Origin of the sequence: Pseudonocardia sp. D17, from assembly GCF_036984265.1 — a bacterium.
Lineage (GTDB): Bacteria > Actinomycetota > Actinomycetes > Mycobacteriales > Pseudonocardiaceae > Pseudonocardia > Pseudonocardia benzenivorans.
The window spans coordinates 1-26,819 of the sequence record NZ_BPRG01000064.1 but is presented as its reverse complement, the minus strand read 5'-3'; the positions used below and the strand labels follow the sequence as shown (position 1 = coordinate 26,819).

The following is a 26,819-nucleotide window of genomic DNA, read 5'->3' as shown; positions in this document are numbered from 1 at the left end:
TCTACGCTGTGGATCGATGGTCAGAGCCCTTGCGGTCAGCGACGAGGAGGTCGCCGGTCTGCGCACCGACGCGGTCCGGCGGCTCGGCGTGGACGTCGTCGTCGCGGCCGGGGACCTGCCGTTCGACTACCTCGCCGAACTCTGCGACCGCACCGACCGCCCCGGCGTGCTCGTGCCCGGCAACCACGACGTCGACCTCTCCGGCTACCGCCAGCACCGCGGCATGTGGACCCGTGCCGGGCATCCCTGTCCCTGGCCGGGGCCCGCCGGCTTCGTCGACGCCGACAGCCGGGTCGTGGACGTCGCCGGCCTGCGCATCGCCGGCCTCGGCGGGTCCGTCCGCTATCGGCACGGGCCCAACCAGTGGACCCAGGCGCAGCAGGCACGACGGGCCCGCCGGCTCGTGCGGGGCGCCCGCCGGCTGCAGCGTCGCGACGGGCGGGGCGTCGACGTGCTCCTCACCCACGCCCCGCCCCGGGCCTGCGGCGACCGCGAGGACGGCCCGCACCACGGCTTCGAGTGCCTGCACGACGTCGTCGCCGCGCTGCGCCCGCGGGTGCTGCTGCACGGGCACATCCACCCGCACGGCGAACGGGTCCCCGACCGGCGGATCGGCGCGACGCGGGTGGTCAACGTCGTCGGCCGGAAGATCCTGGAGCTCTGAGGGTATGGAGACGGGATTCGGGCAGGTCGACGCCGAGTACGACTTCCTGCGGGCCCGCCGCCGGGCGGTGCTCTCCCGGCTCGCGACGTGGCTGCGCCGCGAACCCGACGACGTCTCGGAGATCCTGCCGTTCGACGAGGTCGTCGACGCGCTGGGCCGCACCGGCGAACGGCGGCTGGGGCTGCGCGTGATCGACCTCGACTCGATCGTCGGCTCGGTCGACCGCACGCACGACTTCGACCGCCACTTCCGCCCCCGCAACCAGCGCACCCGGGAGCGCTGGGAACGGCTGGCCCGGGCGCAGCGGCGTGGCGAGACGATCCCGCCGATCGACGTCTACCGCGTCGGCGGGCTGCACTTCGTCCGCGACGGCCACCACCGGGTGTCGGTCGCGCACGCGCTCGGACTGCGGTCGATCGAGGCCCGGGTCACCGAGGTGACGACGAAGCTCGCCCCCGACGGCGTCGTGCACCGCGGCGACCTCATCATCAAGGACCTGCGCCGGGTGTTCCTGGAGCGGGTCCCGCTGACCGGGGCGGCGCTCGACTCGATCGTCGTGCGCGACCCGTGGAGCTACGCGGAGCTGTCGGAGACCGTCGAGGCCTGGGGTTTCCGGCTCATGCAGCACGAGAACCGCTACCTCGACCGCGCCACCGTCGCCCGACGCTGGTGGTCCGAGGAGTTCCTCCCCGTCGTGCGCATGCTCCGGCAGGCCGACCTGATCGGCGACCGCACCGACGCCGAGGCGTACCTGCAGCTCGCCTGCCAGCGCTACCGGCTGATGCGCACGCACCGGTGGGACGACGAGGTCGTCGCCCGCCTGCGCGCCGACCCCGGCAACTGATCGCCCCTTCGGACCCGCCCGACCGGCCGGACCCCACCCGGGCGCAACCTGACTGCTGTCCGACGCCCGGCCCACGACGCCCAGGTTGCGCTCGAGTAGTCGGCCGCAACCTCACCGCTGCCCGGCGCTCGGGAGACGACGCTCAGATTGCGCCCGGCGTCGGCGGCCCGGTGTCAGGAGCGGAACAGGGCACTGTAGGCGTTGAGCGCGGGCTGGCCGCCGAGGTGGGCGTACAGGACCGTGGAGTCCTTGCCGATCTCGCCGGACCGCACGAGGTCGATCAGCGCGGCCATGGACTTGCCCTCGTAGACCGGGTCGAGGATGACGCCCTCGAGCGCGCCGGTGAGCCGGATGGCGTCGAGCGTCGACTGCACCGGGACGCCGTACTCGTCGCCCGCCCAGCCCTCGAGCACCACGATCTCGTCGTCGCGCAGGTCGCGGCCCAGCCCGATCGTCGCCGCGGTGTCGTGGGCGATCTTCGCGACCTGCGCGCGGGTCTCGTCGAGCTTCGCCGACGCGTCGATCCCGAGGACGCGACGCGGCCGGTCCTGGCCCGCGAAGCCGGCGATCATGCCGGCCTGCGTCGACCCCGTGACGCTGCAGACGACGATCGTGTCGAAGAAGACGCCCAGCTCCTGCTCCTGCGCCGCGACCTCGTCGGCCCAGCCGGCGAACCCGAGCCCACCCAGCGGGTGGTCCGAGGCGCCGGCGGGGATCGCGTAGGGCACCCCGCCCTGGGAGCGGACGTCCTCCAGCGCCTGTTCCCAGCTGGACTTGAACCCGATGCCGAACCCCGCCTCGACCAGCTCGACCTCCGCACCCATGATGCGCGACAACAGGATGTTGCCGACGCGGTCGTTCACGGAGTCGGGCCAGTCGACCCAGCTCTCCTGCACGAGCCGCGCCTTCAGCCCCAGTTTGGCCGCGACGGCCGCGACCTGCCTGGTGTGGTTGGACTGCACCCCGCCGATGGAGACGAGGTGCGTCGCACCCGCCGCCAGCGCGTCCGGGACGAGGTACTCGAGCTTGCGGGTCTTGTTGCCGCCGTATGCGAGGCCGGAGTTGCAGTCCTCGCGCTTGGCCCAGATCGAGGCGCCGCCGAGGTGCGCGGTCAGGCGCTCGAGCGGATGCACCGGGCTCGGTCCGAACAGCAGCGGATGGCGGGGGAAGTCGGACAGGGCCATGGGTCAGTCCTCCGTGTCGGAGACGTCGGTGAGCAGGGCGAGGGTCTGCCAGTTCTCCCGGGCGGCCGCCGCGGCACCCTCGACGTCCCCGGCGGCACAGAGCGCGACGATCCGGTCGTGCTGGGCGACGGAGCCGCGACCGGCGAGCGAGCCGAAGCGCATCCGTTCGACGCGGCGCAGCACGGGACCGAACTGGTCGAGCACCGCGCGGACCGCCGCGTTGCCCGAGGCCGCGACCGCGACCTCGTGGAAGTCGTCGTCGGCGGCCACGGCGGCGTCCACGTCGTCGGCGCGCAGGGCGGCGGCGAACCGGGCGTTGGCGGCGTGCATGGTGTCGAGGTCCGACGCCGACAGCAGGGGCACGGCCTCGCGCACCGCGAGCTCGTGCATCGCGGCGACGACCGACTGCGCCGCGGCCGTCTCGCGGGCCCGGACGGGGCTGACGACCGTCGAGTGCCCCGGCCTGGTCAGCACCAGCCCGGACCGTTCGAGACGCCCGAGCGCCTCCCGGATCGGGGTGCGGCTCACGCCGAGCCATTCGGACAGCTCCGCGTCGAGAAGCCGCTCCCCCGGCGCGAGCGTGCCGTCGACGATGGCGTCGCGGATCGCGGTGTAGGCACGGTCGCGCAGCAGCGACGTCGCGAGCACACCATCACGGGCGGGAACCGGCATGCGAAATATTGCACACTGCACACCGCCGGTCCGTCAACCCCACCGCATCTCTGCTCACTGCCGAACGTGCCACCAGCGCGTCGGCCGAGCGCTCACGACACGTCCGCACCCGCCCGCCCCGAATGCAGGAACGGCACTTTCCCGCAACCGGGTTGCGGGAAAGTGCCGTTCCTGCAGAACCAGCGGCGAACCAGCGGCACACCGCCGGAGCACCGGCATCCCGGCGCTTTGCACGCACACAGGAGCGGCGCCCTCCCGCAGGAGGACGCCGCTTCCGGTGGACGAGCGTCAGGCGTTGGCGGTGGCCGGGTCCTTGCTGGTCAGGTTCGCGCCGGAGTGCGGGTCGAAGATCTGGATCTTGTCGGTGTCGACCCACACCTCGGAACGCTCGCCCTCCCTCGCCTGCGAGGTCGCCGACAGCCGCGTGACGAGCTGCCCCGCGCTGTCGGGGACGTCGGCGGTGCCGGCGTCGGCGGCGAGCTCGGCGAGGTCGTCGGACATGGCCTGCTCGCCCTCGATCTTGAAGTAGGCGAACTTGTCCGACCCCATCGACTCCAGGACGTCGACCTCGGCGGTGAACACCGACCCCCGCGCCCGGACGTGGTCCTCGACGACGCCCGCGTCCTCGAAGTGCTCCGGCCGGATACCGACGATGACCTCGCGCGGCGCGTCGGCCGCCTCGAGCGCGCGCCGGACCCGGTCGGGCATCCCGAGGTCGCCGAGCGAGGTGCGCAGCGACCCGTTCTCCAGTGTGGCGGGCAGGAAGTTCATCGCGGGCGAGCCGATGAAGCCCGCGACGAACAGGTTGGCCGGCTCGTCGTAGAGATGCTGCGGCGAGCCGATCTGTTGCACCACACCGCTCTTCATGACGACGATACGGTCGCCGAGCGTCATGGCCTCGGTCTGGTCGTGCGTGACGTAGACCGTGGTGGTCTCCAGGCGCTGCTGCAGTTTGGAGACCATCGTCCGCATCTGGACGCGGAGCTTGGCGTCCAGGTTCGACAGCGGCTCGTCCATGAGGAACGCCTTCGGGCTGCGGACGATCGCCCGCCCCATCGCGACGCGCTGGCGCTGCCCGCCGGACATGTTGGCGGGCTTGCGGTCCAGGTGCTGGGTGAGGTCGAGGATCTGCGCGGTCTCCTCCACCTTGCGGGCGATCTCGGCCTTGTCGACCTTGGCCAGCTTCAGCGGGAACGCCATGTTCTCCCGGACGGTCATGTGCGGGTAGAGCGCGTAGGACTGGAACACCATCGCGATGTCGCGGTCCTTGGGCGCCTTCTCGTTGACCCGGGCGCCGCCGATGCGCAGCTCGCCCTCGGAGATGTCCTCCAGCCCGGCGATCATGTTGAGCGTCGTCGACTTCCCGCAGCCCGACGGCCCGACGAGGATGATGAACTCGCCGTCGGCGATCTCGATGTTGACGTCGTCGGCGCCGAGGGTGCCGTCCGGGTACCGCTTGTAGACGTGGTCGAGAACGATGTCTGCCATTGGAGTCCTACCCCTTCACTGCGCCGGAGGTCAGGCCGGCCACGATCCGGCGCTGGAAGAACAGCACGAAGATGATGATCGGGATGGTGAGCAGCACCGCGGCCGCCGCGATCGAGCCGGTGGGCTCGGCGAACTGCGAGGCGCCCGTGAACTGCGAGATCGCCACCGTCGCCGTCTGCGAGCGCGACGTCGAGGTCAGCGAGACCGCGAACAGGAAGTCGTTCCAGCAGAAGATGAACACCAGGATCGCGGTGGTGAAGACGCCCGGCGCGGCCAGCGGCACGATGACGGAGCGGAACGCCTGCAGCGGCGTCGCACCGTCCATCTTGGCCGCCTTCTCCAGCTCCCACGGGATCTCGCGGAAGAACGCCGACAGCGTGTAGATCGCCAGCGGCAGCGCGAAGGTGATGTAGGGCAGGATCAGGCCGGGCCACGTGTCGAAGAGCCCGATGGCCCGCTCGATGTCGAACAGCGGGCTGACCAGCGAGATCTGCGGGAACATCGCGATCAGCAGCGAGACGCCGACGAGCGCCTTCTTGCCCGGGAAGTCGAGCCGGGCGATCGCGTAGGCCGCCATCGTCCCGATCACGACGGCGATGACCGTCGAGATCAGCGCGATGCCGATGGAGTTGCGCAGGGCGCTGGTGAAGAGGTTGATCTGGAAGATCTGCGCGTAGTTCGACCACGTCCAGCTGCGCGGGATGAAGTTGCCGTCGGTGATCGTGTCGGCCGTCTTGAACGAGAGGCTGACGATCCACAGCACCGGGATGAGCGCGTAGAGGATCACCAGGAGGTTGATGAGGCCCCAGCCGATCTTCTTGTTGGCGGGAGCCGTCGCCGTCATCGTCGCCACTCAGATCACCGCTTCCCCGTCGGCTCGGAGCCCGGGGCCGCGGCCCCGAAGATCTTGATGAACAGCAATGCGATGAGCGCGACGGCGACGAAGATCAGGACGCTGATCGCGGAGCCGATGCCCAGGTTGAAGGCCTTGAACAGGTTGTCGTAGCCCAACATCGAGACCGAGCCGGTGCCGTTGGACCCCTGGGTGAGGATGTAGATGTTGTCGAAGACCCGGAACGCGTCGAGCGTGCGGAACAGCAGCGCGACGAGGATGGCGGGCTTCATCATCGGCAGGATGATCTGCGTCAGCCGCTGCCAGGCACCGGCACCGTCGACCTGCGCGGCCTTGAGCAGGTCGTCGGGGACGAGCGCGAGCCCGGCCATGAGCAGCAACGCCATGAACGGCGTCGTCTTCCAGACCTCCGCGAGGATGATGATCGCGATGGCCGACGCCTGCCCGGTCAGCGGCGCCGAACCCTCGGACAGCATCGCCGCGAGGTAGCCCTTGTCGGGCGTCCACGCGAACTGCCACGAGAACGCCGCGACGACGGTGACGATCCCGTACGGGATGAGCACGACCGTCCTGGTCAGCCCGCGCCCGACGATCGTGCGGTGCATGACCAGCGCGAGCGCGAGGCCGAGCACGAACTCGATCGCCACGGAGACCACCGTGATGATCACCGTGATCAGGAACGCCTGCCACCAGTAGGCCGAGGTGAGCACCGCGCCGTAGTTGGACAGCCCGGCGAACTCCCGTTCGGCGGGGAAGCGCAGGTCGTAGCGCTGCAGCGACAGCCAGATCGCGTAGATGATCGGGTACGCCGTGACGGCGACCATGATGATCGCGGCCGGGGCGCACAGCCACAGCCCGAGCCGCCGTTCGGCCTTCTTGCCCTCGGAGAGGGGCTGCTTGCCCGCGCGGTGCGACGGTTCCTGCTTGGTCGTCGCAGCGGCGAGCGCTCCGCTGTCGAGTGTCACGGGACCAACCCCTCCGAGTTCTCCGCCTTCCGGATCTGTTCGGCGAGACCCGCGACCACCACCGGCGGGTCGATGTCGCCGGGCGGGTTCAGCGCGTCGGACAGCACGATGGAGATGCTCTGGTAGGCCGGGGTCTTCGGGCGGACGCTGGCGTTGTCCAGCGACTCCTTGATGGCCTGCCACGCCGGGTACTTCTCCTGGAACGCCGGGTCGGAGTACAGCGCCTCCAGCGTCGGCGGGACACCGCCGTCGACCGCGTTGACCAGCTGGTTGTCACGGTCGCGCAGGCACTGCACGGCGTCGAACGCGAGGTCCTTGTGCAGCGACGTGCTGCTCACGCCCAGGTTCAGGCCACCGATCGTGACGGTCGCGGGCTTGCCCGGGATGACCGACGGGTAGGGGGCCCACGCGAACTCGTCGATGACGCGGCGGCCGGTGTCCTGTGAGGTCGCCTTGCCCTGCGCGTCGATGAACGTCCCGCCACCGCCGCCGTCCGGCGGCGGGGTGTTGATCGAGGCGTAGACGAACGGGTAGTTGAGCTGGAACGCCGCCTCGCCCGCCTCCATCGCGAGCCGGCCGTCGTTCTCCTTGTTGACCGACAGCGACGGGTCCGCTCCCTTGGCGGTCGCGACCCGCTGCATGATCGTCGCGGCCTTCACCGCGGCGTCGCCCTTGTCGATGAGCACGTCGCCGTTCTCGTTGACGACCTGGCCACCCGCGCTGGTCAGCAACGTGTTGAACCAGACGGTGATGCCCTCGTACTGGGCGCCCTGCACCTCGATGGCCGCCGGCAGGCCCTTGGCCGCGAGCGCCTCGGACTGGGCGATCATGTCGTCCCACGTGGCCGGCGGGTTGGGCGCGAGGTCCTTGCGGTACCAGAGGATCTGGGTGTTCGTGTTGAGCGGGGCTGCCCAGAGCTCGCCCTGCCAGGTCCCGGTGTCGAGCGGGCCGGCCAGCGTTCCTTCCTTGACCTTCGCCGCCTGGTCCGCCGGGAACTTCTCCAGCCAGCCGGCCTCGGCGAACTCGGCCGTCCACGTCACGTCGATGCCCATGATGTCGACGGACGGGTCGCCCGCGACGAGCCGGCGCGCGAGCTGCAGCCGCTGGTCGTCGGCGCTCTTCGGTAGCGTCTGCTGCACGATCGAGTACCGGCCGCCGGACTGCTGGGTACACGCGGCGGCCGCCGCCGCGTACTGCTTCGCCCCGTCGGCCGGGGTGTAGAAGTTCAGGACGGGCGGCCCGGCCGGCGCACTCCCGCACCCCGCGATGGTCGCGGCCGCGAGCAGCGCGGCGCCCCCGATCGCGAACGTCCGGAACCTCCCGCGTCCCTGCCGTCCCTGCCGTCCCTGCCGCCTCCGCCCGAGCGGCTGCCCCATACCGGCCTCCCGTCAGGAGCCGACGAGGCGCTCGCGAACGGCGACACGTCGGCGTGTTCAGCCTGTGACACCGGTCACGAGATCGCGCCGGTGCACCGAACGTACGGAGGGTGGACGGTGCTCGCAATTCGAACATGGGAGACCGAGACCGGACCGCAATCTTCGCGTCCGGATGGTCGCCCGGCGGCGGCCGAAGAGATCGACCTCCGGCGACCGGCCCGCCCCGTCAGCTCCCGGCGGGCCGCTGGCCGGCGCCCGGCGACATCGCGAGCTTCGCGAGCAGCTCACGAGCCTTCTCGGCGTTGCGCGGCTGGCACAGGACGTCGTACCGGCCGGCGACCATCTGGCTCGCCGACGTGAAGTCGCGACGGCCGCGGGAGGCGCCGTAGCCGACCGCGGCGAGGATGATGCCGAAGATCATGCCGCCCACGAGTCCGATGAGGACGGCGACGAACGGCGCGGTCGTCGTCCCGACGAGCCCCAGCAGCAGGCCGAAGAACAGACCGAACCAGGCGCCGGACGCGCCGCCCGACATGAGCACGCGCCCCCAGGTCAGGCGGCCGATGACGCGCTCGACGAGCATCAGGTCGACGCCGACGATCGTGACGTCCCGAACCGGGAAGTCGCTGTCGGCGAGGTGGTCGACGGCCCGCTGCGCCTCCTCGTAGGTGGCGTAGGAGCCGACGGGCCAGCCCGTCGGCGGGGTGGGCAGATTGGGCAGACCGGGCACGGCGCGCCCGGAGCCGCCGAACGGTGCGGTCACCGGAGACTCTCCTCGACGATTCGGGACACCTGGATGGTCAGGCACCCATCATGCCAACGCACACGAGCCGGACACAGTGCCCGCGACGGGCCGGACCAGCCGCGGTCGTGCCGGTGACGTCGCGCACGGCGACCCCATCTGATCACACCCCGTGGTCGGCGGCAGGACGCGACGCGCCGGACGACCAGGGCCGATCACTCCGTTCGGGGGCACACGAATCCGTGTGGAGGCGTATCGTCGGCCCTCCCGTGGGGGTCGGGAGACGGGCCGGCGGCCGCGATCGGGAGTGCGGCCGCCGGCCCCGCCCAGGTCAGCGCGAGCGGTACTCGCGCAGGAGCCCCCGGGAGATGATCGTCTTCTGGATCTCCGACGTGCCCTCGCCGATGAGCAGGAACGGCGCCTCGCGCATCAACCGCTCGATCTCGTACTCCTTGGAGTAGCCGTAGCCGCCGTGGATGCGGAACGCCTCCTGGGTGACCTCGGCGCAGTACTCCGACGCGATCAGCTTGGCCATCCCGGCCTCGACGTCGTTGCGCGTGCCCGCGTCCTTCAGCCGCGCCGCGTTGACCATCATGTGGTGCGCCGCCTCGACCTTGGTGCCCATCTCGGCGAGCTTGAACGCGATGGCCTGGTGCTCGGCGATCGGCTTGCCGAACGTGCTGCGCTGCTGGGCGTACTCGACCGCGAGCTCGAACGCCCGGATCGAGATGCCGCAGGCGCGGGCGGCGACGTTGACCCGGCCGACCTCGACGCCGTCCATCATCTGCGAGAAGCCCTTGCCGGTCTCCCCGCCCAGGATCGCCGACGCGGGGATGCGGTAGCCGTCGAACACCGCCTCGGTGGTGTCGACGCCCTTGTACCCCATCTTGTCGATCTTGCCGGGGATCGTGAGCCCGGGCGCGACCTCGCCGTACCCGGTCGGCTTCTCGACCAGGAACGCCGTCAGGTTCTGGTGGGGCTTGGGCTTGCCCTCGTCCGTCCTCACCAGCAGGGCGATCAGGTTCGAGGTGCCGCCGTTGGTCAGCCACATCTTCGCGCCGTCGATGACGTAGTCGTCGCCGTCGCGCACGGCCTTCGTCTTGATCGCCGCGACGTCGGAGCCAAGGTCGGGCTCCGACATCGAGAACGCGCCGCGGACCTCACCGGCCGCCATCTGCGGCAGCAGCCGCTGCTTCTGCTCGTCGGTGCCGTGCTGGGTGAGCATGTAGGCGACGATGAAGTGCGTGTTGATGACGCCGGAGACGCTCATCCACCCGCGCGCGATCTGCTCGACGACCAGCGCGTAGGTCAGCAGCGACTCGCCCAGGCCGCCGTACTCCTCGGGGATGGTGAGGCCGAAGAGCCCCATCTCCTTCATCCCGTCGACGATGTCCTGCGGGTAGGTGTCCGCGTGCTCCAGCGCGGTGGCGTGCGGGATGATCTCCTTGTCCACGAACGTCCTGACGGTGGACAGGATCTCCTGCTGGACGTCGGTCAGACCGGCGGTCTGGGCGAGGCGGGCCATCTGCTGCTCCTCGGGGTCTCGGGTGGGTGCGGCGGGGGCGGCTCACGCCTCCGGCGGGGTCCACCGGTCGGTGCGCTCCATGCCGGCGGCCCGGCCCTTACCCGAGATCACCAGCGCCATCTTGCGGCTGGCCTCGTCGATCATCTCGTCGCCCAGCATCGCCGCGCCCCGCTTGCCACCGGCCTCGGAGGTGTACCAGTCGTAGGCGTCGAGGATGTTCTCGGCGTGGTCGTAGTCGGCCTGGGCCGGGCTGAAGGTCTCGTTGGCGGCGTCGATCTGGCCGGGGTGCAGGACCCACTTGCCGTCGAAGCCGAGCGCGGCCGACCGGCCCGCGACGCGGCGGAACCCGTCGACGTCCTTGATCTGCAGGTACGGGCCGTCGATGGCGAGCTTCTCGTGGGCGCGCGCGGCCATCAGGATGCTCATGAGGATGTGGTGGTAGGCGTCGCCGACGTCGTAGCCGGGCGGCTGCTCGCCCACGACCAGGGACTTCATGTTGATCGACGCCATGAAGTCGGCCGGGCCGAAGATGATCGTCTCGACGCGCGGCGAGGCCGCGGCGATGGCGTTGACGTTGGTCAGCCCCAGCGCGTTCTCGATCTGCGCCTCGATCCCGATCCGGCCGACCTCGTAGCCCATGGTCTTCTCGATCTGGGTGAGCAGCAGGTCGAGCGCGACGACCTGCTCGGCCGTCTGCACCTTGGGCAGCATGATCGCGTCGAGGTTGGCGCCCGCGCCCTCGACGACCTCGGTCACGTCGCGGTAGGTCCACTCCGTGGTCCAGTCGTTGACCCGCACGACGCGGATGCGCTCGCCCCAGCCGCCCTCGTTGAGCGCCGCGACGATCGTCTTGCGCGCGCCCGGCTTGGCCAGCGGCGCGCAGGCGTCCTCGAGGTCGAGGAAGACCTGGTCGGCGGGCAACGTCCGGGCCTTGTCGATGAACTTCTGGCTCGAGCCGGGGACGGCGAGACAGGAGCGGCGGGCGCGGGTGCGGGTGGTCACGGAGGCGACTCCTCGTCGGGTCGGCACGCAGGACTGCGCAGGCTTGTGGCGATGCTGGCACGGACCGGGCCCCGACACCCGCCAGAGGTGATTGGTTTCTCACCCACGCGAGGTGAAAGGCCTGTTCGGCCGCCCCGTCGAGACCCGGCTCACTCCGCGGGGCGGGCCGTCAGGACCCCCGTGGCCACCGGTGCGACCCCACCCCGCACGGTCGTCGCGACGGCCGCGCCGGCGCGGGTGGTCACGGTGACGTCGAGCCGGGACGGGCGCCCGATCTCCGCACCCTGGGCGATCGTGAACGACGACCCGCCCTCGGCCGCGAGCAGGCCGCGGTCGGCGAGGAACACCCCCAGCGCCACGGCCGCCGATCCCGTCGCGGGGTCCTCCACGACACCCGAACCCGGGGCGAACATCCGCAGGTGCACCTCCGGCAGGTGCTCCAGGGCCGCGACGACGAGCCCCGTCCGCCCGGCCGTCAGCGCGCGGACCGCACCGGCGTCGCACTGCGCGCGGGCGACGGCGTCGGACCGCACCGGGAGCACCACGTAGGGCACGCCGGCCGCGGTCGACCCGGCCGGGACCCGGTCGTCGACGTCGGCGGCCGTGAGCCCGACGGCCTCGGCCAGTGCGACCGCGCCCGCGGGGTCGACGCCGTCGAGCACCTCGGGCGTCCCGCCCGTCACGCGTGCGCCGGCCGCGTCGACGTGCACCGGGAGCAGCCCGGCGCCGCACTCCTGCACGACGTCGCCCCCGCCGATCACCCCGTCGCGCGCGAGCACCCACGCCGCGCCGACGCTCGGATGCCCCGCGAACGGCAGCTCGACGGCCGGGGTGAAGATGCGCACCCGGTAGTCCGCGCCCTGCCGCGTCGGCGGGAGCACGAACACCGTCTCCGACAGCGCGAACTCGGCCGCGATCGCCTGCATCGCCGGGCCGCCGAGACCCGCCTCGCCGGCCCCGTGCACGACGGCCAGCGGGTTGCCGGCGAACGGCCGGTCGGTGAACACGTCGACGACGTCGTAGCGCATCCCGTTCATGCGCCGACCTTAGGTCCCACCAGGGATGACGCCGCTCTAGGCTGGCCCGCGTGGCAGCGACCCAGGTCTTCGTGGCGCGCATGGCGGGTCTCGCCGTGTTCGGGCCCGACGGCGAGCGCATCGGCAAGGTGCGCGACGTCGTCATCTCGCTGCGCGTCGATCCGAGCCCGCCGCGGGTGCTGGGCCTCGTCGTCGAGCTCGCGACGCGGCGGCGGATCTTCGTCCCGATGCTGCGGGTGACGGCCGTCGACCCCGCGGCGATCACCCTCGCGACGGGCTCGGTCAGCCTGCGCGGCTTCCACCAGCGACCCAACGAGGCGCTCGTGATCGGCCAGGTCCTCGACGCGACGGTGACGCTCAGCGACTCCGGCCAGGAGGTCGTGGTCGTCGACGCCGCCATCGAGCCGCTCCGGTCGCGGGACTGGGTCGTCGGCAGGCTCGCGGTGCGGCCGCGGCGCTCGCGGCTCACCCGGCGCGGCTCGGTGCAGGTCGTGCCGTGGAGTGCCGCGCAGGGGCTGACCCTGACCGACCGGCAGGGCACCGAGGGGTTGCTCTCGGTGTTCGAGGCGATGCGCCCGGCCGACGTCGCCGCCGCGCTCTCGGAACTGCCGCCCAAGCGCCAGTTCGAGGTCATCGACGCGCTCGACGACGAGCGGCTCGCCGACGTCTTCGAGGAGATGTCCGAGTCCGACCAGCGTGAGCTGCTCGCCCACCTCGACTCCGAACGCGCCGCCGACGTCCTCGAGGCCATGTCGCCCGACGACGCCGCCGACCTGCTCGGCGAGCTCTCCCCGGCCGAGTCCGACCGGCTCCTCGCGCTGATGGAGCCCGAGGAGTCCGAGCCCGTCCGCCGGCTGCTGAGCTACTCCAGCGACACCGCGGGTGGCCTGATGACGCCCGAGCCGATCATCCTGCGCCCCGACGCGACCGTCGCGGAGGCGCTCGCCCACATCCGCAACCCCGACATCCCGCCGGCCCTGGCCAGCATGGTGTTCGTGTGCCGGCCGCCGTCGGCGACCCCGACGGGCCGCTACCTCGGCTGCGTGCACGCCCAGCGGCTGCTGCGCGAGGCACCGTTCGACCTGGTGGCGGGCATCGTCGACAGCGAGCTCGCCCGGCTGACCCCGGAGGCCACCCTCAGCGAGATCACCCGCTACTTCGCGGCCTACAACCTGGTGGCGGGACCCGTCGTGGACTCCGAGGACCACCTGCTGGGTGCGGTCACCGTCGACGACGTGCTCGACCACATCCTGCCCGTCGGCTGGCGCGACGAGATGACCGAACCGGGCGACGGGTTCGTCGGCAACGGGTCACGCTCCGGCGGGCTGCCGGCCGAAGAGCTGGGGGCCGACCGTGCCTGAGCTGCACAGCACCCGCAAACTCGACCAGCCCGTCTCCAGCAGGCGCCGGTTCGAGGTCGACCCCGAGGGCTTCGCCCGGCTGTCGGAGAGGATCGCCCGGTTCCTCGGGACGGGCCAGTTCCTCGCGATCCAGACGGTCATCGTCGTCGTGTGGATCGGGCTCAACCTGTTCGCGGTGAGCCTGCAGTGGGACCCCTACCCGTTCATCCTGCTCAACCTGGCCTTCTCCACCCAGGCCGCCTACGCCGCGCCGCTGATCCTGCTCGCGCAGAACCGCCAGGACGACCGCGACCGCGTCGCACTGGAGGAGGACCGCACCCGCGCCGAGCGCACCAAGGCCGACACCGAGTACCTCGCCCGCGAGCTCGCCGCCCTGCGCATCGCCATCGGCGAGGTGGCGACGCGCGACTACCTGCGCAGCGAGCTCGACAAGCTGGCCGAGCGCCTCGGGGCGGATCCACCGCGCGCCGAGGCCGAGCGTCGGCGCCAGGTGAGCAGGCACGAGCACTGACCGACCGGTCCGGTCCCCACCGTCCTACACGACGAGCCGCAGGCTGATCGTCTCCAGCGCCCGGAGCTGCTCGTCGTCGAGCCGGTCGACGAAGTGCGCCAGCACGCCGGCCAGGTGGGTCCGCGCTGCCACCCGCAGCCTGCCGAGGCCGGCCTCGGTGAGGTGCGCCGCCACGCCCCGGCCGTCCCCCGCGACCGGCGAGCGCGTCACCAGCCCCGCCCGCTCCAGCCGGTCGACCAGCCGGGTCACCCCCGACCGCGACAGCAGCACGGCGTCGGCCAGCTCGGTCATCCGCAGCTGCCGCTGCGGCGCCTCGGCCAGCTGGACCAGCACGTCGTAGGCCGCGAGCGACAGCCGCTGCTCGGCCTCCAGCTCGTTCTCGAGTACCCGGGTGATGGTGGCGTGCGCCTTCAGGAAGGCCCGCCACGAGGCGAGCTGCTCCTGCGTCGGCACGGCCCGCCGTCCCCCCGGATCGCCAGCGCGGGCCCGGCCCGCGGTGGCGTCGGCGATGTCCGTCACGTCATCAGATGCTACGGAGGTGAGGGTCGGCCCGACGACGCACGTAGGATGGAGTCCTCCCGCCGGGGTCAGCCGCGGGTGGGGCGAGGCACCGCCGCCCGCCCGGGACACCGCACCAGCGCCCAGCAGCATTGCAACGGAGAACCTGATGTCCGTCATGGGAAACACCGGATCGCAGACCGTCGAGCAGGCCGTCCGCGCCGCGCTCGCCAAGGTCGACGATCCCGAGATCCGCAAGCCGATCACCGAGCTCGGCATGGTGAAGAGCGTCGAGGTGTCCGCCGACGGCGTCGCGCACGTCGCCGTGTACCTCACCGTCGCGGGTTGTCCCATGCGCGACACGATCACCACGCGCGTCACCGAGGCCGTCACCGCGGTGCCCGGGGTGCGCGACGTCGTCGTCGAGCTCGACGTGATGTCCGACGAGCAGCGCAGCGAGCTGCGGCGCAGCCTGCGCGGCGACTCGGCCGAGCCCGTCATCCCCTTCGCCCAGCCCGGCTCGCTGACCCGGGTCTACTGCGTGGCGTCGGGCAAGGGCGGGGTCGGCAAGTCGTCGGTGACGGTCAACCTGGCTGCCGCGATGGCCGCACGGGGGCTCTCGGTCGGCGTCGTCGACGCCGACATCTACGGCCACTCCGTGCCGCGCATGCTGGGCACCACCGCCCGGCCCACCAAGGTCGACGACATGATCATGCCGCCGCAGGCGCACGACGTGAAGGTCATCTCGATCGGGATGTTCGTCGACGGCAACACCCCCGTCGTGTGGCGCGGGCCGATGCTGCACCGTGCGCTGCAGCAGTTCCTCGCCGACGTGTTCTGGGGCGACCTCGACGTCCTGCTGCTCGACCTCCCGCCCGGCACCGGCGACATCGCGATCTCCACCGCGCAGCTCATGCCCAACGCGGAGCTGCTCGTCGTGACGACGCCGCAGCAGGCCGCGGCCGAGGTCGCCGAGCGGGCCGGCAGCATCGCGCTGCAGACGCGGCAGCGGCTCGCGGGCGTCGTCGAGAACATGTCGTGGATGGAGCTGCCCGACGGCTCGCGGATGGAGGTCTTCGGCTCGGGTGGCGGGCAGACGGTGGCCGACTCGCTGAGCCGCGCGCTGGGCGCTCCCGTCCCGCTGCTGGGCCAGATCCCGTTGGCGCCCGAGCTGCGCGAGTGCGGCGACTCGGGCACGCCGATCGTCCTGGCCGCACCCGAGTCCCCAGCGGGGAGCGCGCTGCGCGCGGTCGCCGACAAGCTCTCGACGCGTGCCCGCGGCCTCGCCGGCATGAGCCTGAACATCACCCCGGCCGGCCGCTGAACCTCCCCTGCGCCGTTCGTGCAGTGGGGGCCGGCGCCGGCGAAATCGGTCAGGGCGTCAGGTGGTCGCGTCCGTCAGGGCCTTCGACCAGAGGGCGATGCCCTCGTCGACCTGGTCCGCGGTGACCACGAGCGGCGGGATCATCCGCACGACGTGCCCCTCGGCCCCGCAGGTGAGCAGCAGCAGGCCGTGCGCCGACGCGGCGGCGTGGGCACGGGCGGCGGTCGCGCCGTCGGGCCGGCCGTCGGGCGTGACGAACTCCGTGCCGACCATCAGCCCGCGGCCCCGGACGTCGCCGATGCCGGGGTGGTCGGCCGCGAGGTCGCGCGCCGCGTCGAGCAGCCGCAGGCCCTGCTTCGCCGCGTTGGCGACGAGTCCCTCGTCCTCGATGACGTCGAGCGTCGCGAGCGCGGCCGCGCAGGCGACGGCGTTGCCGCCGTAGGTCCCGCCCTGCGACCCGGGACGGCCCTTGGCCATCAGCGCGGCGGGCGCCGCGATCGCCGACAGCGGGAAGCCGCTGGCCAGCCCCTTGGCGGTGACGATGACGTCCGGCGTCACGCCCGGCGCGTGCTGGTGGCCCCAGAACAGGCCGGTGCGCCCGAAGCCTGTCTGCACCTCGTCGGCGATCAGCAGGATGCCGTGCCGGTCCGCGCGCTCGCACAGCCCCACGAGGAACGACGCGGGCGTCGGCACGTAGCCGCCCTCGCCCAGCACGGGCTCGACGATGAACGCGGCCACGTCGGCGGCCGGCGCGGCGGTGAGGAGCAGGCGGTCGAGCTCGCGCAGGGCGAAGGCGACGGCCTCGTCCTCGCTCCAGCCGTAGCGGTAGGCGTAGGGGAACGGCGCGAACGCGACGCCGCTCATCATCGGGGTGTTGCCGGAGCGGATCTTGGCGCCCGACGTCGTGAGCGCGGCCGCGCCCATCGTGCGCCCGTGGAAGCCGCCGTCGAACGCGACGACCAGCGGGCGCCCCGTGGCGTGCCGCGCCAGCCGGACCGACGCCTCGACGGCCTCGCTGCCGGAGTTGACGTAGAAGACGCTGTCGATCCCGGCGGGCAGGACGTCGCCGAGCCGCTCGGTCAGGCGCAGCAGCGGCTGGTGCATGACGGTCGTGTACTGCCCGTGGATCAGCGTCGCGACCTGCTCCTGCGCCGCCGCGACGACCCGCGGGTGGCAGTGCCCGGTGCTGGTGACGCCGATCCCCGCGGTGAAGTCGAGGTACCGGTTGCCGTCGGTGTCGTAGAGGTGGACGCCCTCGCCGCGGGCCACCTGAACCGGGGTGGCCTGCACGAGGAGCGGAGACAGAGATGCCATGGCGCCGGGCTCCGTGTGGTCGGGTGAGATTGTCGCGTTGTCGAGTTGTCGACAATCCGTACCGATGGAACCACGCCGGTCCCGGCCGGGGCAAGCCCGTGCGGCGAGCAGGCCCGGTCCGGGGTGCCGGCGTCAGGCGAGCAGCGCCACCACGCCGATCATGACCGGGATGCTGACCACCGTCGTGACCAGGCCGGCGTCGCGCGCGAGCGACTGGCCCTGCCGGTAGCGCACGGCGTAGGCGAACATGTTCTGCGCCGTCGGCAGCGCCGCACAGACCGCGACGGCGAGCAGTGCCCCGCCCGACATGCCGAGCGCCGTCCCGGTTGCGACCGCGATCGCCGGCTGTCCGAGGTTCTTCAGCACCGACACGACGACGAGCGGGACACCTGTGCCGCCGCGTCCCGGTCGCGCGGCGCCGTGCAGCGAGATCCCGAACGCGAGCAACATCCCGGGCACCGCGATCCCCGCGACGAGGTGCACGGGCGCCATCACGATCTCGGGCGGGTGCCAGCCGGTGAACGCGACGACGAGCCCGGCGCACGTCGCGATCGCGATGGGGTTGCGCAGCGGCGCCGACGCCGTCCGCAGCACCGACAGCCGGCGGCCGCTCTCCCGGCTCGTGACGACGTCGAGCACGGTGGCGCCGACCGGCCCGAGCACCGCGAGCTGGAACAGCAGCACGGGCGCGATCGCCGACGGGTCCTTGAGGACGTAGGTGACGATCGGCAGCCCGAGGTTGCCCGCGTTGACGTACCCCGAGCACATCGCGCCGATCACGCTCTCCCCCACCGGGCGCCGCCGGGCGACGGCGAAGACCAGGTAGAGCAGGCACGCCGCGGTGCTCGACATCGCGGTCACGAGCAGCGCCCCGGAGAAGACGGCGTGCACGTCGGATGTCGAGATCGTCGAGAACAGCAACGCCGGGCTGGCGACGAAGAACGCGGCCCGCGAGAGCACCTCGACCGCCGAGGGCCCGAGGATCCCGGACCGGCCGATCCCCCAGCCGACCGCCACGACGACCGCGAGGACGAGGAACCCGTCGAGGACCCCGGTCACCGTGCCGTCACGGCTTTCGACCGTAGTGCGGGCCGCGCCGGGCCGGACCGTGACGTGCGGCTCACGCCGGGAGCGCTCCGCGCGGGTTCGGCGGTCGCCCGCCTGCATGCGCAGACCCCGACGACGGGGTTCGGCGAGCCGAGACCGGAAATGCCGCGCGGCGGGGCACGCGGGATCAGGCGGCTCCCGCGGGCGGGGTCGGCTCGGTGGGCACGTTGCCGACGACGGGCGCCACGTCGAGGATGCGGGTCACCGCGTCCGCCATGTGCGTCTCGAGCGTCGCGACGAGGCGGTCGGCGTCGCCGTCGCGCACCGCGTCGCGCAGGATGCGGTGTTCCTCGACGAGCTCGGCGGCGGGGGCCGGGTTCTGCTGCAGGGCGGCCAGGCACATCCGGGTCTCGACGAGCAGCGCGTCGGCCATCCGGCGCAGCCGTGGGCTGCCCGAGGCGGCGACGAGCTCGTGGTGGAAGCGGTGGTCGGCGTCTGCGAGCCCGACGGCGTCGCCCGCCGCGGCGGCCGCCGCCATCTCCTCGAGCGCCGCGCTGAGGACGGTGACCGCGGCGGTCCGGTCGCCCGCGAGGATCAGCAGTCCGGCGGCCCGCTCGACGGCCGCCCGTGCGGTGTAGACGTCGCGCACGTCGGCGGCATCGAGGTCGCGGACGAACAGCCCGCGATGGCGTTCGCTGCGCAGCAGGCCCTCGGCGACGAGCCGCTGCATGGCCTCGCGCAACGGACCGCGGCTGACCCCCAGACGCGTCGCGAGCTCGACCTCACCGAGCTGCGTGCCCGGCGGCAGCGTGCCGCGCATGATCGCCTGCCGCAGCCGGTCGGCGACGATGGCCGCGGTGGACCGTCGGCTCACCGGCTCGAGATCGCCCAGATCCAGCTCCACCTCGTGTCTCCTCGTCGTCCGCCCGGTCCGGAAGTCGGCGCAGCCCGGTGGTCAGCCCGCCGCGAACAGCGCGCCGAGCCCGGGGCGACCGCGGTCGGCGCCCGCGAGCCGCAGTCCCTGCCAGATGCTGACCTGGTTGGCCGTCAGCACCGGCTTGCCGACGCGCGCGTCGAGGTCGTCGAGCAGCTCGACGGTGTGCAGCGCGGTGTCGGGCAGCAGGACGGCCTGTGCGTCGGGGTGGTCGGCGGCCGCGGCGAAGTCGAGCACCAGGTCGGCGGGCAGCGTACCGACCTCCGCGGCCGTGATGATCCCGCGCGCCGACAGCGACAGCACACTGATGCCCGCCGTGCCGAGGAACTCGACGAACCGCTCCGCGACGTCGTCGGGGTAGGTGGCGCCGACGGCGACCCTGGTGACCCCGAGCCGGCGGCACGCGTCGACGAACGCGAACGACGTGCTCGACGCCGGGACGCCCGCGACCTCCTGCAGCGCCGCGACCTGCGCGGCCGCGCCGTCCCAGCCGAAGACGAAGCTGCCCGACGTGCAGGCCCAGACGATCGAGTCCAGCGGACCGGCCTTCGCCGCGACCTGCGCGGCACCGGTGGCCAGGACCTCGTCGCCGCCGATGTCGAGCAGCGCGTCGACGCGGTGGGCGTCCTCGCGCATCTCGGTGTGCACCAGCGGCAGCCTGCTGCCGTCGCCCAGCAGGCCCTCGGCGCGCGGGTAGTCGTCCTCGGCGGAGTAGCCGGGGTACAGGATTCCGACGGTCGTCGCAGCGTCAGTCATGATTGTCGACAATCCTACGAAACGTGCGGTGCGGTCAAGCCACCGACAGCCGATGGGGTGTCCTCAGCAGGGTCCCGCCGCCCACCGCGTCGCGCCCGATCGCCCGCAGCGCGGCCCACATCGTCACCTGGTTCGCGGTGATGACGGGCTTGCCCAGCGCACGCTCCAGCGGCTCGATGACGTCGTAGGTGGGCAGGTTGGTGCAGCTGATGAACAGCGCCTCCGCGTCGGGGCGGTCGACGGCACGGACGATCTCGACGACCTCGTCGTAGGTGACCCGCCAGATGTTGCCCAACAGCCCCAGCCCCTGCCGGGCGACGGTCTCCACCTCGTGTTCGGCGAGGAACGACGCCAGCCGGTCGGTCACGGCGTCGATGTAGGGCGTCGCGACGGCGAGCCGCCGGACACCCAGCAGCTGCAGGGCCTCCACGAGGGCACCCGACGTCGTCGACACCGTGGGCGCACCGGCCTCGAGCATCGTCCGGCGCAGCACGAACTCGCCGCTCGCCCCGCCGACGAAGCTGCCCGACGTGCAGGCGAACGTCACCACCCCGGGCTGCGGGGTGAGGACGTCGCGGGTGGCGCGGCGCAGGGCCCGCCGGTCGCCGATCGCGACGGCCATCTCCACGGTCACGGGAGTGGTGAAGAACGGGAGCCGCGTGAGGTAGAGCGAGACGTCGTCGGGAGCCCATCGCCAGAGCTCACGATCGAGCGCGAAGTCGAAGGGCGCGACCACTCCGATGCCGGGCTGGTTCTCCTCCGGCGTGGACTCGACGAGTCCGACGGAGAGCTCGGTGGGCATGCGCGCCCCCTTCGATCAGTCGGTACCCGACGAGCCCGTCAGCCGCGAGTACACGAGCCGCTCACCCACGCTGCCGGACCGCCACACGTCGTGACACGCCTCCGCCATCACGTCGAGACCCTCGACGATCGTGGCGTAGACGTTGCCCGGCACCCACCCGACATCGCCGTTGAGCAGGAGGTTGTTACGACCGTAGAAGATGGCCAGATCGATCACCCCGGGGAGGTGGTCGATGTTCTGGTCGGCCTTGAACGACTGGTCGAGCATCCCGCCGGAGAAGGAGAAGTAGACGACGTCCCCCGGGATGGGCGTGACCGTGGTGTTCTCGTAGCCGATCTCGTCGCCGAAGCGCGGGACCATCGTGTAGACCTCGTTGCGCGCGTACTTCGCGTGCTGCGCGTCGCCACCCAGCTCGCCACGGCCCAGGGCCTCCCAGACCGCCGCCGAGGTGCGCGGTGCCTCCTTCTCCAGCAGCTCCGCCACGCAGGAGACACCCCGCTTGGCGAGCGTGATGCGGATGAGCTTGGACAAGAGGACCACCCCGAGCTGAAGGACCGTGTGGGAGCCAGAGGCCGCAATGCCGCTGATTGTTGACAATCATACGAGGGCTTCCTAGCGTGTCAATTGCCGCCCCGGCCCACGCCCGAGAGGACCTCGCAGTTGACCGTCTCCGCAGGTCAGAGGTCTATTGCTGTGCTGCACGCCGGCGACACGCCGCCCGGGCTCGACGCGGCCGTCACCGACGTCCTCGGCGACGCCGACGTCCGGCTCGCGACGGCCGACGAGCTGCCCGCGGCCCTGCCCGGGGCCGACACCCTGCTCGTGTGGGACTTCACCTCCGACGCCGTGCGCGACTGCTGGGCGGCCGCCGACGCCGTCCGGTGGGTGCACACCGCGAGCGCGGGCGTCGACCGCCTGATCTTCCCGGGGCTCGTCGAGTCCGACGTCGTGCTGACGAACTCGCGCGGGGTCTTCGACACCCCGATCGCCGAGTACGTCGCGGGGCTCGTGCTGGCCTTCGCCAAGGACCTGCCCCGCACCCTCGCCCAGCAGGCGCGCCGTGAGTGGCACCACCGCGAGACCGAGGACGTCGCGGGGACGCGGGCCGTCGTCGTCGGGGGCGGGCCGATCGGACGGGCCGTCGCGGCGATGCTCACCGCGATCGGGCAGCGCGTCGACCTCGTGGGGCGCACCGCGTCCGACGGCGTGCACGCCATCGACGACCTGCCCGCGCTGCTCCCCGAGGCCGACACCCTCGTGCTCGCCGCGCCGCTCACCGACCGCACCCGCGGCCTGCTCGACGCCGCGGCGATCGACCTGCTCCCCCGCCGCGCGCGGGTGATCAACGTCGGCCGGGGCCCGCTCGTCGTCCAGGCCGATCTCGTCGCCGCGCTCGAGCAGGGCCGCATCGCGGGAGCCGCCCTCGACGTCTTCGAGACCGAGCCGCTGCCGGCCGATTCTCCACTGTGGACGATGCCGAACGTGATCGTCTCCCCGCACATGTCCGGCGACACCACGGGATGGCGTGACAACCTCGTCGCGCTGTTCGCCGACAACCTCGCCCGCAGCCGCGACGGCAGGCCGTTGCGCAACGTCGTCGACAAGAACCGCGGCTACGTCTCGGAAAGGCACCGATGAGCTCCACCGCCGACCTCTCGGCCACCGAACTGCTCACCGCCTACCGGACGGGCGAGCTCTCCCCCGTCGAGGCGACCCGCGACGCCCTGGAGCGCATCTCCCGGCTCGACCCGCACGTCAACGCGTTCTGCCTGGTCGACGAGGCGGGCGCGCTCGCGACGGCCAGGGAGTCGGAGGAGCGTTGGCGACGCGGTGCGCCGTGCGGCGTGCTCGACGGCGTGCCGACCTCGATCAAGGACATCCTGCTGACGGCCGGCTGGCCGACCCGGCGCGGCTCGGTCACCTCCGACCCGGCGCCGGGCGAGGTCGACGGCCCGCCCGTGGCACGCGTTCGCGAGCAGGGCGCGGTGCTGATCGGCAAGACGACGACGCCCGAGCTGGCCTGGAAGGGCGTCACCGACTCGCCGCTGACCGGCGTCACCGGCAACCCGTGGGACCCCACGCTGACGGCGGGCGGCTCGTCGGGCGGGAGCGCGGCGGCCGTCGGGCTCGGGATGGGCGCCCTGTCGCTGGGCACCGACGGCGGCGGGTCCGTCCGCATCCCCGCCGGGTTCACCGGGACCGTCGCGCACAAGCCCACCTACGGCCGCGTCCCGCACCACCCCGCCAGCCCCTTCGGCACGCTGGCCCACGTCGGCCCGATGACGCGCACCGTCGCCGACGCCGCGCTGCTGCTCGACGTGATATCCGGGTTCGACGTCCGCGACCCCTGGGCCCTGCCGACACCCGTCCGCCGCTGCGTCGACGCGCAAGGCGACGGCGTGTCCGGCCTGCGGGTCGCGGTGAGCCCGACGCTCGGCCACGTCGACGTCGACGCCGAGGTCCGGGCCGCCGTCGAGGCCGCCGCCGGCGTCTTCGCCTCGCTCGGCGCGACCGTGGAGTACGTCGATCCCGGCTTCGCCGACCCCGTCGAGGCGTTCGAGACCCTGTGGTTCACCGGTGCGGCGAAGTCGATGGAGGCGCTCGACGCCGCTGCGCGGTCCCGGATGGACCCGGGGCTCGTCGACATCGCGACCCAGGGCGAGAAGGTCAGCGCGGTCGAGTACCTCACCGCGATGGCCGTCCGCAACGACCTCGGCAGCCTGATGAACGAGTTCCACCAGCGCCACGACGTGCTGCTCACGCCGACCCTGCCCATCGCCGCGTTCCGGGCCGGGCAGGAGTCGCCCGACGGGCGGCGTTGGACGACGTGGACCCCGTTCACCTACCCGTTCAACATGACGCAGCAGCCCGCCGCCAGCGTTCCCTGCGGCTTCACGGCCGCCGGGCTGCCGATCGGCCTGCAGATCGTCGGCCCCCGCCACGCCGACGCCCGGGTCCTGACGGCGGCATACGCCTTCGAGCAGGCGACCGACCACCACCTGCGCCGCCCACCCCTCCTGTGAGTGGCGCCCCTGTGAGTGGCAGCCGTCGCCGACCGCGACCAGTCGGCGGTCCCGGACGCGGAGGCGGGGCCGGTCAGGCCGGGAGGCCCCAGAAGGGGCCGCGGAGGCCGACCTCGGCGAAGTAGGCGGCCGCGGCGACGGGCCCGCGCCGGACGTACCCGCGGTCCATACGCCCGACGTACCAGCCGCTGGCCAGCCGCCAGAGCGTCGGCAGGTCCAGCACGTACCCGCGCGGGCGTCCGGTGGCCGCCAGCCAGGCGTCGACGCAGTGGGTCGAGCAGAAGAGCCGCTGGTGGGAGCAGGCGTGCACGACGTCGTCCCAGATGCGCGCGGTCGGGATGAGGAAATGGGCGACCTGGTCGCCGTCGGGCGGCGCCCTTCTGTCGACGGACCAGGCGTGCGGGGCCGCGCAGGCCGGGCACCGGGTCGCGACGAGCACCTCGGGCTCGGCGTCGAGCAGGTGCGGGATCGCGAAGGAGTCCCACGCGCAGCCGCCCCACCACAGCGTGCGCGCCCCCATCACCGAGAAGCCCAGCGGCACCGAGGCGAAGGGATGGGCCAGCACGACGCGGTCCCGGTCGCCGGGATCGAGAACGAGATCGCGACGGTCGTGCAGCCGCTCCAGCGCCGCCCTGACGACCGCTGCGGACCACCCCGTCCGGGTCACCAGGTCCGCCGGCGACGGCGCGTCACCGGTCTCGGCGAAGTGCCGGTAGACCGCGAGCCGGACGTCCTCCGTCGCCGCGCCGTCCGCCGCCGCGCCGTCCGTCGCCGCGGCGTCGTTCGCCGGGCCGCCCGTGCCCGCCATGGCGGGGGTCGGCGCGGCCGGGCGAGGGTCGGTCACGCGGTCACGTGGCGTCCGGGTCGATCGGGGGACGCTCGTTCGGGGCCAACGGCGTGGCGGCCGGAGCCGAGCCGTTGGTCGCCGCTCCGCCTGGGGCCTGGTTGACCTGCGTGCCGTCGCCCGCGACCGCGAAGCCGTTGGGCTTCTCCAGGCTCACCGGCCGGGAGGGACCGTCGTCGAACAGCGTGCGGCGGACGGCCGTGCGCGGGTTGAAGTCGCGCAGGCTCCGCAGGTCCTCCAGCGGCTTGCGCAGCTCGTCGAACTCCGGGCCGAGCTCCTTCTGCAGCTGGTCGCGCGCGCCGGTGGCGTACTCCCGGACCTGACGGATGGTCCTGCCGAGCCACGCGGCCGCACCGGGGAGGCGCTCGGGACCGAGGATGAAGAGCCCCGCCACGACGAGCACCAGGATCTCGCCCCAGCCGACGCTGTCGAACACGTCGCCGATCCTACCTGCGACTCCGCGTCGGTCGACCGTCAGTCCGAGGCCAGCACGGCCGTGACGGTGAGTGGCCGCCCGTCGCGGACCAGCTCGATCGGGACGCTCTGTCCCGGCGCCAGCTCGCGGACGGCGACGACGAGCTCGTCGGCACCCGCGATCGTCCGGTCGCCGACCTTGAGGATGACGTCGCCCTCGACGATGCCCGCCGCGGCCGCCGCTCCCCCGGCGACGACGTTCTGCACCTGCGCCCCGTCGGTCGTGCCGTCGGTCACCGACTTCGCGTTGACGCCCAGGTCGGCGTGCTTGACCGAGCCGTCGCGGATGAGCGCCTCGGCGATGCGCCGGGCGTCGTCGATCGGGATGGCGAAGCCCAGGCCGATCGACCCGCCCTCGCCCTGGCCGAGACTGCGGATCGCCGTGTTGATGCCGACGACCGCGCCCGTCGAGTCGACCAGCGGGCCGCCGGAGTTGCCGGGGTTGATCGCGGCGTCGGTCTGGATGGCGTCGATGACCGCGTTGGTGTCGCTGCCGCCGCTGTCGAGCCGGACGGGCCGGTTGACGGCGCTGACGATGCCGTCGGTCACCGTGCCCGCGAGGCCGAGGGGCGACCCGATCGCGAGCACCCCGTCGCCGACGGCCAGCGACGACGACGAGCCGATCCGCGCCACCGTCGGGTTGGCGACGGCGACCTTGACCACGGCGAGGTCGGTCTTCGGGTCGCGGCCGACGATCGCCGCGGGCATCCGCTGGCCGTTGCTGAAGATCGCCTCGATCGTCGCGCCGTTGCCCTGGGCCGCAGGCGCGACGACGTGGTTGTTGGTCAGCACGTAGCCCGCCGGGTCGATGACGACGCCCGAGCCCGTCCCGCCCTGGTCGCCGACCTTGATCTCGATGGACACGACGGCGGGCAGCACCCGTGCCGCGATGTCGGCGACCGAGCCGGGAGGTCGTTCCTTGGAGTCCGACGTCGACGTGAGCGTCGCGCCCGGCTCGGTGAGGCCCTGTGCGCCCGACGCCGTGAGGTGCCCGACGACGCCCCCGACCGCCCCGATGGCCAGCGCGATCACCGCGAGCAGGGCGAGGGCGCGGGGATGCACGCGCTTGCCGAACAGCACCTCCCGGACGCTGAGCCGGGCACCGGAACCGGGGGCGCGGTCGGGTGCGGCGTCGCCCTCCACCGGTTCGCCGAGGCGCGCCGCGCTGCCGGGATCGCGCCAGGGGTCGCGGTCGGCCGGGGCGCCGGGCCCGTCCCAGAGCGCGGGGCCGCCGGGCTCGCCGACCGCGCCCGCGGGCGTCGGCGGTCGTTGCAGGCCCGCGACGTCGGCGTGGCTGCGGGAGAAGGCCGCGGCGAGAGCCGCGGGCGGCGGGGCGGCGCCGGCGATCCGTCCGTCGGACGAGCCGTTGCGCAGCGGCGCGAACCCGCCCTCGACCCCGGACGGGCGGCCGAACGCCGACCGCTCCCCCGGGTCGACGGCCGGGCGCTCCAGCGGGCGCGGGGCGAGCCGTGGTGGCCCGGCCGACGCCTCGGCGGGAACGGCGTCGGCGCCGTCCGCGGCGGGCGCCGCCACCCCCGGCGTCTCGGCAGGAACGGCGGGGGGGCCCCCCCCCCCCCGC

27 protein-coding genes are annotated in these 26,819 nt (G+C 72.8%); 7 read left to right on the top strand and 20 right to left on the bottom strand.

Features of this window, described 5'->3' with window-relative positions; all coding sequences use genetic code 11:
* Positions 1–16: 16 nt before the first annotated feature.
* Both PSD17_RS13085 and PSD17_RS13080 read left to right on the top strand, forming a co-directional pair.
* Positions 17–664, top strand: coding sequence for a metallophosphoesterase family protein (locus PSD17_RS13085; RefSeq protein WP_103380390.1), 648 nt, complete (start codon positions 17–19; stop codon positions 662–664).
* A 4-nt stretch (positions 665–668) separates the two neighbouring features.
* On the top strand, positions 669–1,508 hold the full coding sequence (locus tag PSD17_RS13080; RefSeq protein ID WP_339122773.1) for a chromosome partitioning protein ParB: 840 nt from the start codon (positions 669–671) through the stop codon (positions 1,506–1,508).
* A 173-nt stretch (positions 1,509–1,681) separates the two neighbouring features.
* On the opposite strand, the gene PSD17_RS13075 is transcribed toward PSD17_RS13080, so the two are convergent.
* The 10 genes from PSD17_RS13075 to PSD17_RS13030 form a co-directional block, all read right to left on the bottom strand.
* Positions 1,682–2,692 carry a 1-aminocyclopropane-1-carboxylate deaminase gene (locus PSD17_RS13075; protein ID WP_339122772.1) on the bottom strand — a complete coding sequence of 337 codons (1,011 nt, stop codon included), beginning with the start codon at positions 2,690–2,692 and terminating at the stop codon, positions 1,682–1,684.
* Positions 2,693–2,695: 3 nt separating this feature from the next.
* Positions 2,696–3,364 (bottom strand): GntR family transcriptional regulator, encoded by a 669-nt coding sequence (locus PSD17_RS13070; protein ID WP_013673244.1) that lies wholly within the window; start codon positions 3,362–3,364, stop codon positions 2,696–2,698.
* Between the two features lie 288 nt (positions 3,365–3,652).
* Positions 3,653–4,852, bottom strand: coding sequence for an ABC transporter ATP-binding protein (locus tag PSD17_RS13065; RefSeq protein WP_013673243.1), 1,200 nt, complete (start codon positions 4,850–4,852; stop codon positions 3,653–3,655).
* A 7-nt stretch (positions 4,853–4,859) separates the two neighbouring features.
* Positions 4,860–5,696, bottom strand: coding sequence for a carbohydrate ABC transporter permease (locus PSD17_RS13060; RefSeq protein WP_013673242.1), 837 nt, complete (start codon positions 5,694–5,696; stop codon positions 4,860–4,862).
* Between the two features lie 14 nt (positions 5,697–5,710).
* On the bottom strand, positions 5,711–6,670 hold the full coding sequence (locus tag PSD17_RS13055) for a carbohydrate ABC transporter permease (RefSeq protein WP_013673241.1): 960 nt from the start codon (positions 6,668–6,670) through the stop codon (positions 5,711–5,713).
* A complete protein-coding gene (locus PSD17_RS13050; protein WP_339122771.1) occupies positions 6,667–8,046 on the bottom strand; it encodes an ABC transporter substrate-binding protein in 1,380 nt (459 codons plus the stop codon). Before PSD17_RS13050 ends, PSD17_RS13055 begins: the two co-directional genes overlap by 4 nt.
* Positions 8,047–8,272: 226 nt before the next feature.
* The gene (locus tag PSD17_RS13045) at positions 8,273–8,809 is read right to left on the bottom strand and encodes a general stress protein (protein ID WP_013673239.1); all 537 of its coding nucleotides are present in this window, start codon (positions 8,807–8,809) and stop codon (positions 8,273–8,275) included.
* Between the two features lie 310 nt (positions 8,810–9,119).
* The gene (locus PSD17_RS13040; RefSeq protein ID WP_013673238.1) at positions 9,120–10,313 is read right to left on the bottom strand and encodes an acyl-CoA dehydrogenase family protein; all 1,194 of its coding nucleotides are present in this window, start codon (positions 10,311–10,313) and stop codon (positions 9,120–9,122) included.
* Between the two features lie 42 nt (positions 10,314–10,355).
* A complete protein-coding gene (locus PSD17_RS13035; protein ID WP_013673237.1) occupies positions 10,356–11,315 on the bottom strand; it encodes an HpcH/HpaI aldolase/citrate lyase family protein in 960 nt (319 codons plus the stop codon).
* Between the two features lie 149 nt (positions 11,316–11,464).
* On the bottom strand, positions 11,465–12,352 hold the full coding sequence (locus tag PSD17_RS13030) for a PhzF family phenazine biosynthesis protein (RefSeq protein ID WP_339122770.1): 888 nt from the start codon (positions 12,350–12,352) through the stop codon (positions 11,465–11,467).
* A gap of 50 nt (positions 12,353–12,402) precedes the next feature.
* Here PSD17_RS13030 and PSD17_RS13025 point away from each other — a divergent pair, with 50 nt between their 5' ends.
* Entirely contained in the window at positions 12,403–13,713 is a 1,311-nt protein-coding gene (locus PSD17_RS13025; protein ID WP_013673235.1) for a magnesium transporter MgtE N-terminal domain-containing protein, read from the top strand.
* Positions 13,706–14,224 carry a DUF1003 domain-containing protein gene (locus tag PSD17_RS13020; RefSeq protein ID WP_013673234.1) on the top strand — a complete coding sequence of 173 codons (519 nt, stop codon included), beginning with the start codon at positions 13,706–13,708 and terminating at the stop codon, positions 14,222–14,224. Before PSD17_RS13025 ends, PSD17_RS13020 begins: the two co-directional genes overlap by 8 nt.
* A gap of 24 nt (positions 14,225–14,248) precedes the next feature.
* On the opposite strand, the gene PSD17_RS13015 is transcribed toward PSD17_RS13020, so the two are convergent.
* Positions 14,249–14,743: a MarR family winged helix-turn-helix transcriptional regulator gene (locus PSD17_RS13015; protein ID WP_445261011.1), complete on the bottom strand. Its 495-nt coding sequence runs from the start codon at positions 14,741–14,743 to the stop codon at positions 14,249–14,251.
* A 148-nt stretch (positions 14,744–14,891) separates the two neighbouring features.
* Here PSD17_RS13015 and PSD17_RS13010 point away from each other — a divergent pair, with 148 nt between their 5' ends.
* Entirely contained in the window at positions 14,892–16,046 is a 1,155-nt protein-coding gene (locus PSD17_RS13010; RefSeq protein WP_013673232.1) for an Mrp/NBP35 family ATP-binding protein, read from the top strand.
* Between the two features lie 57 nt (positions 16,047–16,103).
* Here the strand turns inward: PSD17_RS13010 and PSD17_RS13005 are convergent, their stop codons facing one another.
* From PSD17_RS13005 to PSD17_RS12980, 6 genes are all read right to left on the bottom strand, one after another.
* On the bottom strand, positions 16,104–17,360 hold the full coding sequence (locus tag PSD17_RS13005; RefSeq protein ID WP_339122769.1) for an aspartate aminotransferase family protein: 1,257 nt from the start codon (positions 17,358–17,360) through the stop codon (positions 16,104–16,106).
* Positions 17,361–17,492: 132 nt separating this feature from the next.
* Positions 17,493–18,419, bottom strand: a complete 927-nt coding sequence (locus PSD17_RS13000; RefSeq protein WP_339122768.1) for an AEC family transporter — start codon at positions 18,417–18,419, stop codon at positions 17,493–17,495.
* 175 nt (positions 18,420–18,594) lie between these two features.
* Positions 18,595–19,305, bottom strand: coding sequence for a GntR family transcriptional regulator (locus PSD17_RS12995; RefSeq protein ID WP_202946409.1), 711 nt, complete (start codon positions 19,303–19,305; stop codon positions 18,595–18,597).
* Positions 19,306–19,362: 57 nt separating this feature from the next.
* Positions 19,363–20,097 (bottom strand): maleate cis-trans isomerase family protein, encoded by a 735-nt coding sequence (locus tag PSD17_RS12990; RefSeq protein ID WP_013673228.1) that lies wholly within the window; start codon positions 20,095–20,097, stop codon positions 19,363–19,365.
* Positions 20,098–20,131: 34 nt separating this feature from the next.
* Complete coding sequence (locus tag PSD17_RS12985) at positions 20,132–20,899, bottom strand: maleate cis-trans isomerase family protein (RefSeq protein WP_013673227.1); 768 nt, start codon at positions 20,897–20,899, stop codon at positions 20,132–20,134.
* A gap of 15 nt (positions 20,900–20,914) precedes the next feature.
* Entirely contained in the window at positions 20,915–21,430 is a 516-nt protein-coding gene (locus PSD17_RS12980; protein WP_339122767.1) for a DUF3830 family protein, read from the bottom strand.
* A 162-nt stretch (positions 21,431–21,592) separates the two neighbouring features.
* On the opposite strand from PSD17_RS12980, the gene PSD17_RS12975 reads away from it, so the two are divergent.
* Entirely contained in the window at positions 21,593–22,537 is a 945-nt protein-coding gene (locus tag PSD17_RS12975) for an NAD(P)-dependent oxidoreductase (RefSeq protein ID WP_199796528.1), read from the top strand.
* Positions 22,534–23,922 carry an amidase gene (locus PSD17_RS12970; protein WP_339122766.1) on the top strand — a complete coding sequence of 463 codons (1,389 nt, stop codon included), beginning with the start codon at positions 22,534–22,536 and terminating at the stop codon, positions 23,920–23,922. The genes PSD17_RS12975 and PSD17_RS12970 overlap by 4 nt, the downstream gene beginning before the upstream one ends.
* Positions 23,923–23,995: 73 nt before the next feature.
* Here PSD17_RS12970 and merB read toward each other — a convergent pair whose 3' ends face one another.
* Genes merB through PSD17_RS12955 form a run of 3 tightly spaced genes read right to left on the bottom strand, consistent with a single transcriptional unit; the run spans position 23,996 to position 26,773 of the window.
* Positions 23,996–24,730 (bottom strand): organomercurial lyase, encoded by a 735-nt coding sequence (merB, locus tag PSD17_RS12965; RefSeq protein WP_339122786.1) that lies wholly within the window; start codon positions 24,728–24,730, stop codon positions 23,996–23,998.
* A gap of 40 nt (positions 24,731–24,770) precedes the next feature.
* Entirely contained in the window at positions 24,771–25,202 is a 432-nt protein-coding gene (gene tatB / locus PSD17_RS12960; protein ID WP_013673222.1) for a Sec-independent protein translocase protein TatB, read from the bottom strand.
* Positions 25,203–25,240: 38 nt separating this feature from the next.
* Complete coding sequence (locus PSD17_RS12955; protein WP_339122765.1) at positions 25,241–26,773, bottom strand: S1C family serine protease; 1,533 nt, start codon at positions 26,771–26,773, stop codon at positions 25,241–25,243.
* Positions 26,774–26,819: the final 46 nt, after the last annotated feature.

What these genes read in the sequence shown, in the direction of transcription:
- PSD17_RS13085 (WP_103380390.1), top strand. Translation starts at nt 17, where the DNA reads ATGGTCAGAGCCCTTGCGGTCAGCGACGAGGAGGTCGCCGGTCTGCGC.
- PSD17_RS13080 (WP_339122773.1), top strand. Translation starts at nt 669, where the DNA reads ATGGAGACGGGATTCGGGCAGGTCGACGCCGAGTACGACTTCCTGCGG.
- PSD17_RS13075 (WP_339122772.1), bottom strand. Translation starts at nt 2,692, where the DNA reads ATGGCCCTGTCCGACTTCCCCCGCCATCCGCTGCTGTTCGGACCGAGC.
- PSD17_RS13070 (WP_013673244.1), bottom strand. Translation starts at nt 3,364, where the DNA reads ATGCCGGTTCCCGCCCGTGATGGTGTGCTCGCGACGTCGCTGCTGCGC.
- PSD17_RS13065 (WP_013673243.1), bottom strand. Translation starts at nt 4,852, where the DNA reads ATGGCAGACATCGTTCTCGACCACGTCTACAAGCGGTACCCGGACGGC.
- PSD17_RS13060 (WP_013673242.1), bottom strand. Translation starts at nt 5,696, where the DNA reads ATGACGGCGACGGCTCCCGCCAACAAGAAGATCGGCTGGGGCCTCATC.
- PSD17_RS13050 (WP_339122771.1), bottom strand. Translation starts at nt 8,046, where the DNA reads ATGGGGCAGCCGCTCGGGCGGAGGCGGCAGGGACGGCAGGGACGGCAG.
- PSD17_RS13040 (WP_013673238.1), bottom strand. Translation starts at nt 10,313, where the DNA reads ATGGCCCGCCTCGCCCAGACCGCCGGTCTGACCGACGTCCAGCAGGAG.
- PSD17_RS13030 (WP_339122770.1), bottom strand. Translation starts at nt 12,352, where the DNA reads ATGAACGGGATGCGCTACGACGTCGTCGACGTGTTCACCGACCGGCCG.
- PSD17_RS13010 (WP_013673232.1), top strand. Translation starts at nt 14,892, where the DNA reads ATGTCCGTCATGGGAAACACCGGATCGCAGACCGTCGAGCAGGCCGTC.
- PSD17_RS13005 (WP_339122769.1), bottom strand. Translation starts at nt 17,360, where the DNA reads ATGGCATCTCTGTCTCCGCTCCTCGTGCAGGCCACCCCGGTTCAGGTG.
- PSD17_RS12990 (WP_013673228.1), bottom strand. Translation starts at nt 20,097, where the DNA reads ATGACTGACGCTGCGACGACCGTCGGAATCCTGTACCCCGGCTACTCC.
- PSD17_RS12985 (WP_013673227.1), bottom strand. Translation starts at nt 20,899, where the DNA reads ATGCCCACCGAGCTCTCCGTCGGACTCGTCGAGTCCACGCCGGAGGAG.
- PSD17_RS12970 (WP_339122766.1), top strand. Translation starts at nt 22,534, where the DNA reads ATGAGCTCCACCGCCGACCTCTCGGCCACCGAACTGCTCACCGCCTAC.
- merB (WP_339122786.1), bottom strand. Translation starts at nt 24,730, where the DNA reads ATGGCGGGCACGGGCGGCCCGGCGAACGACGCCGCGGCGACGGACGGC.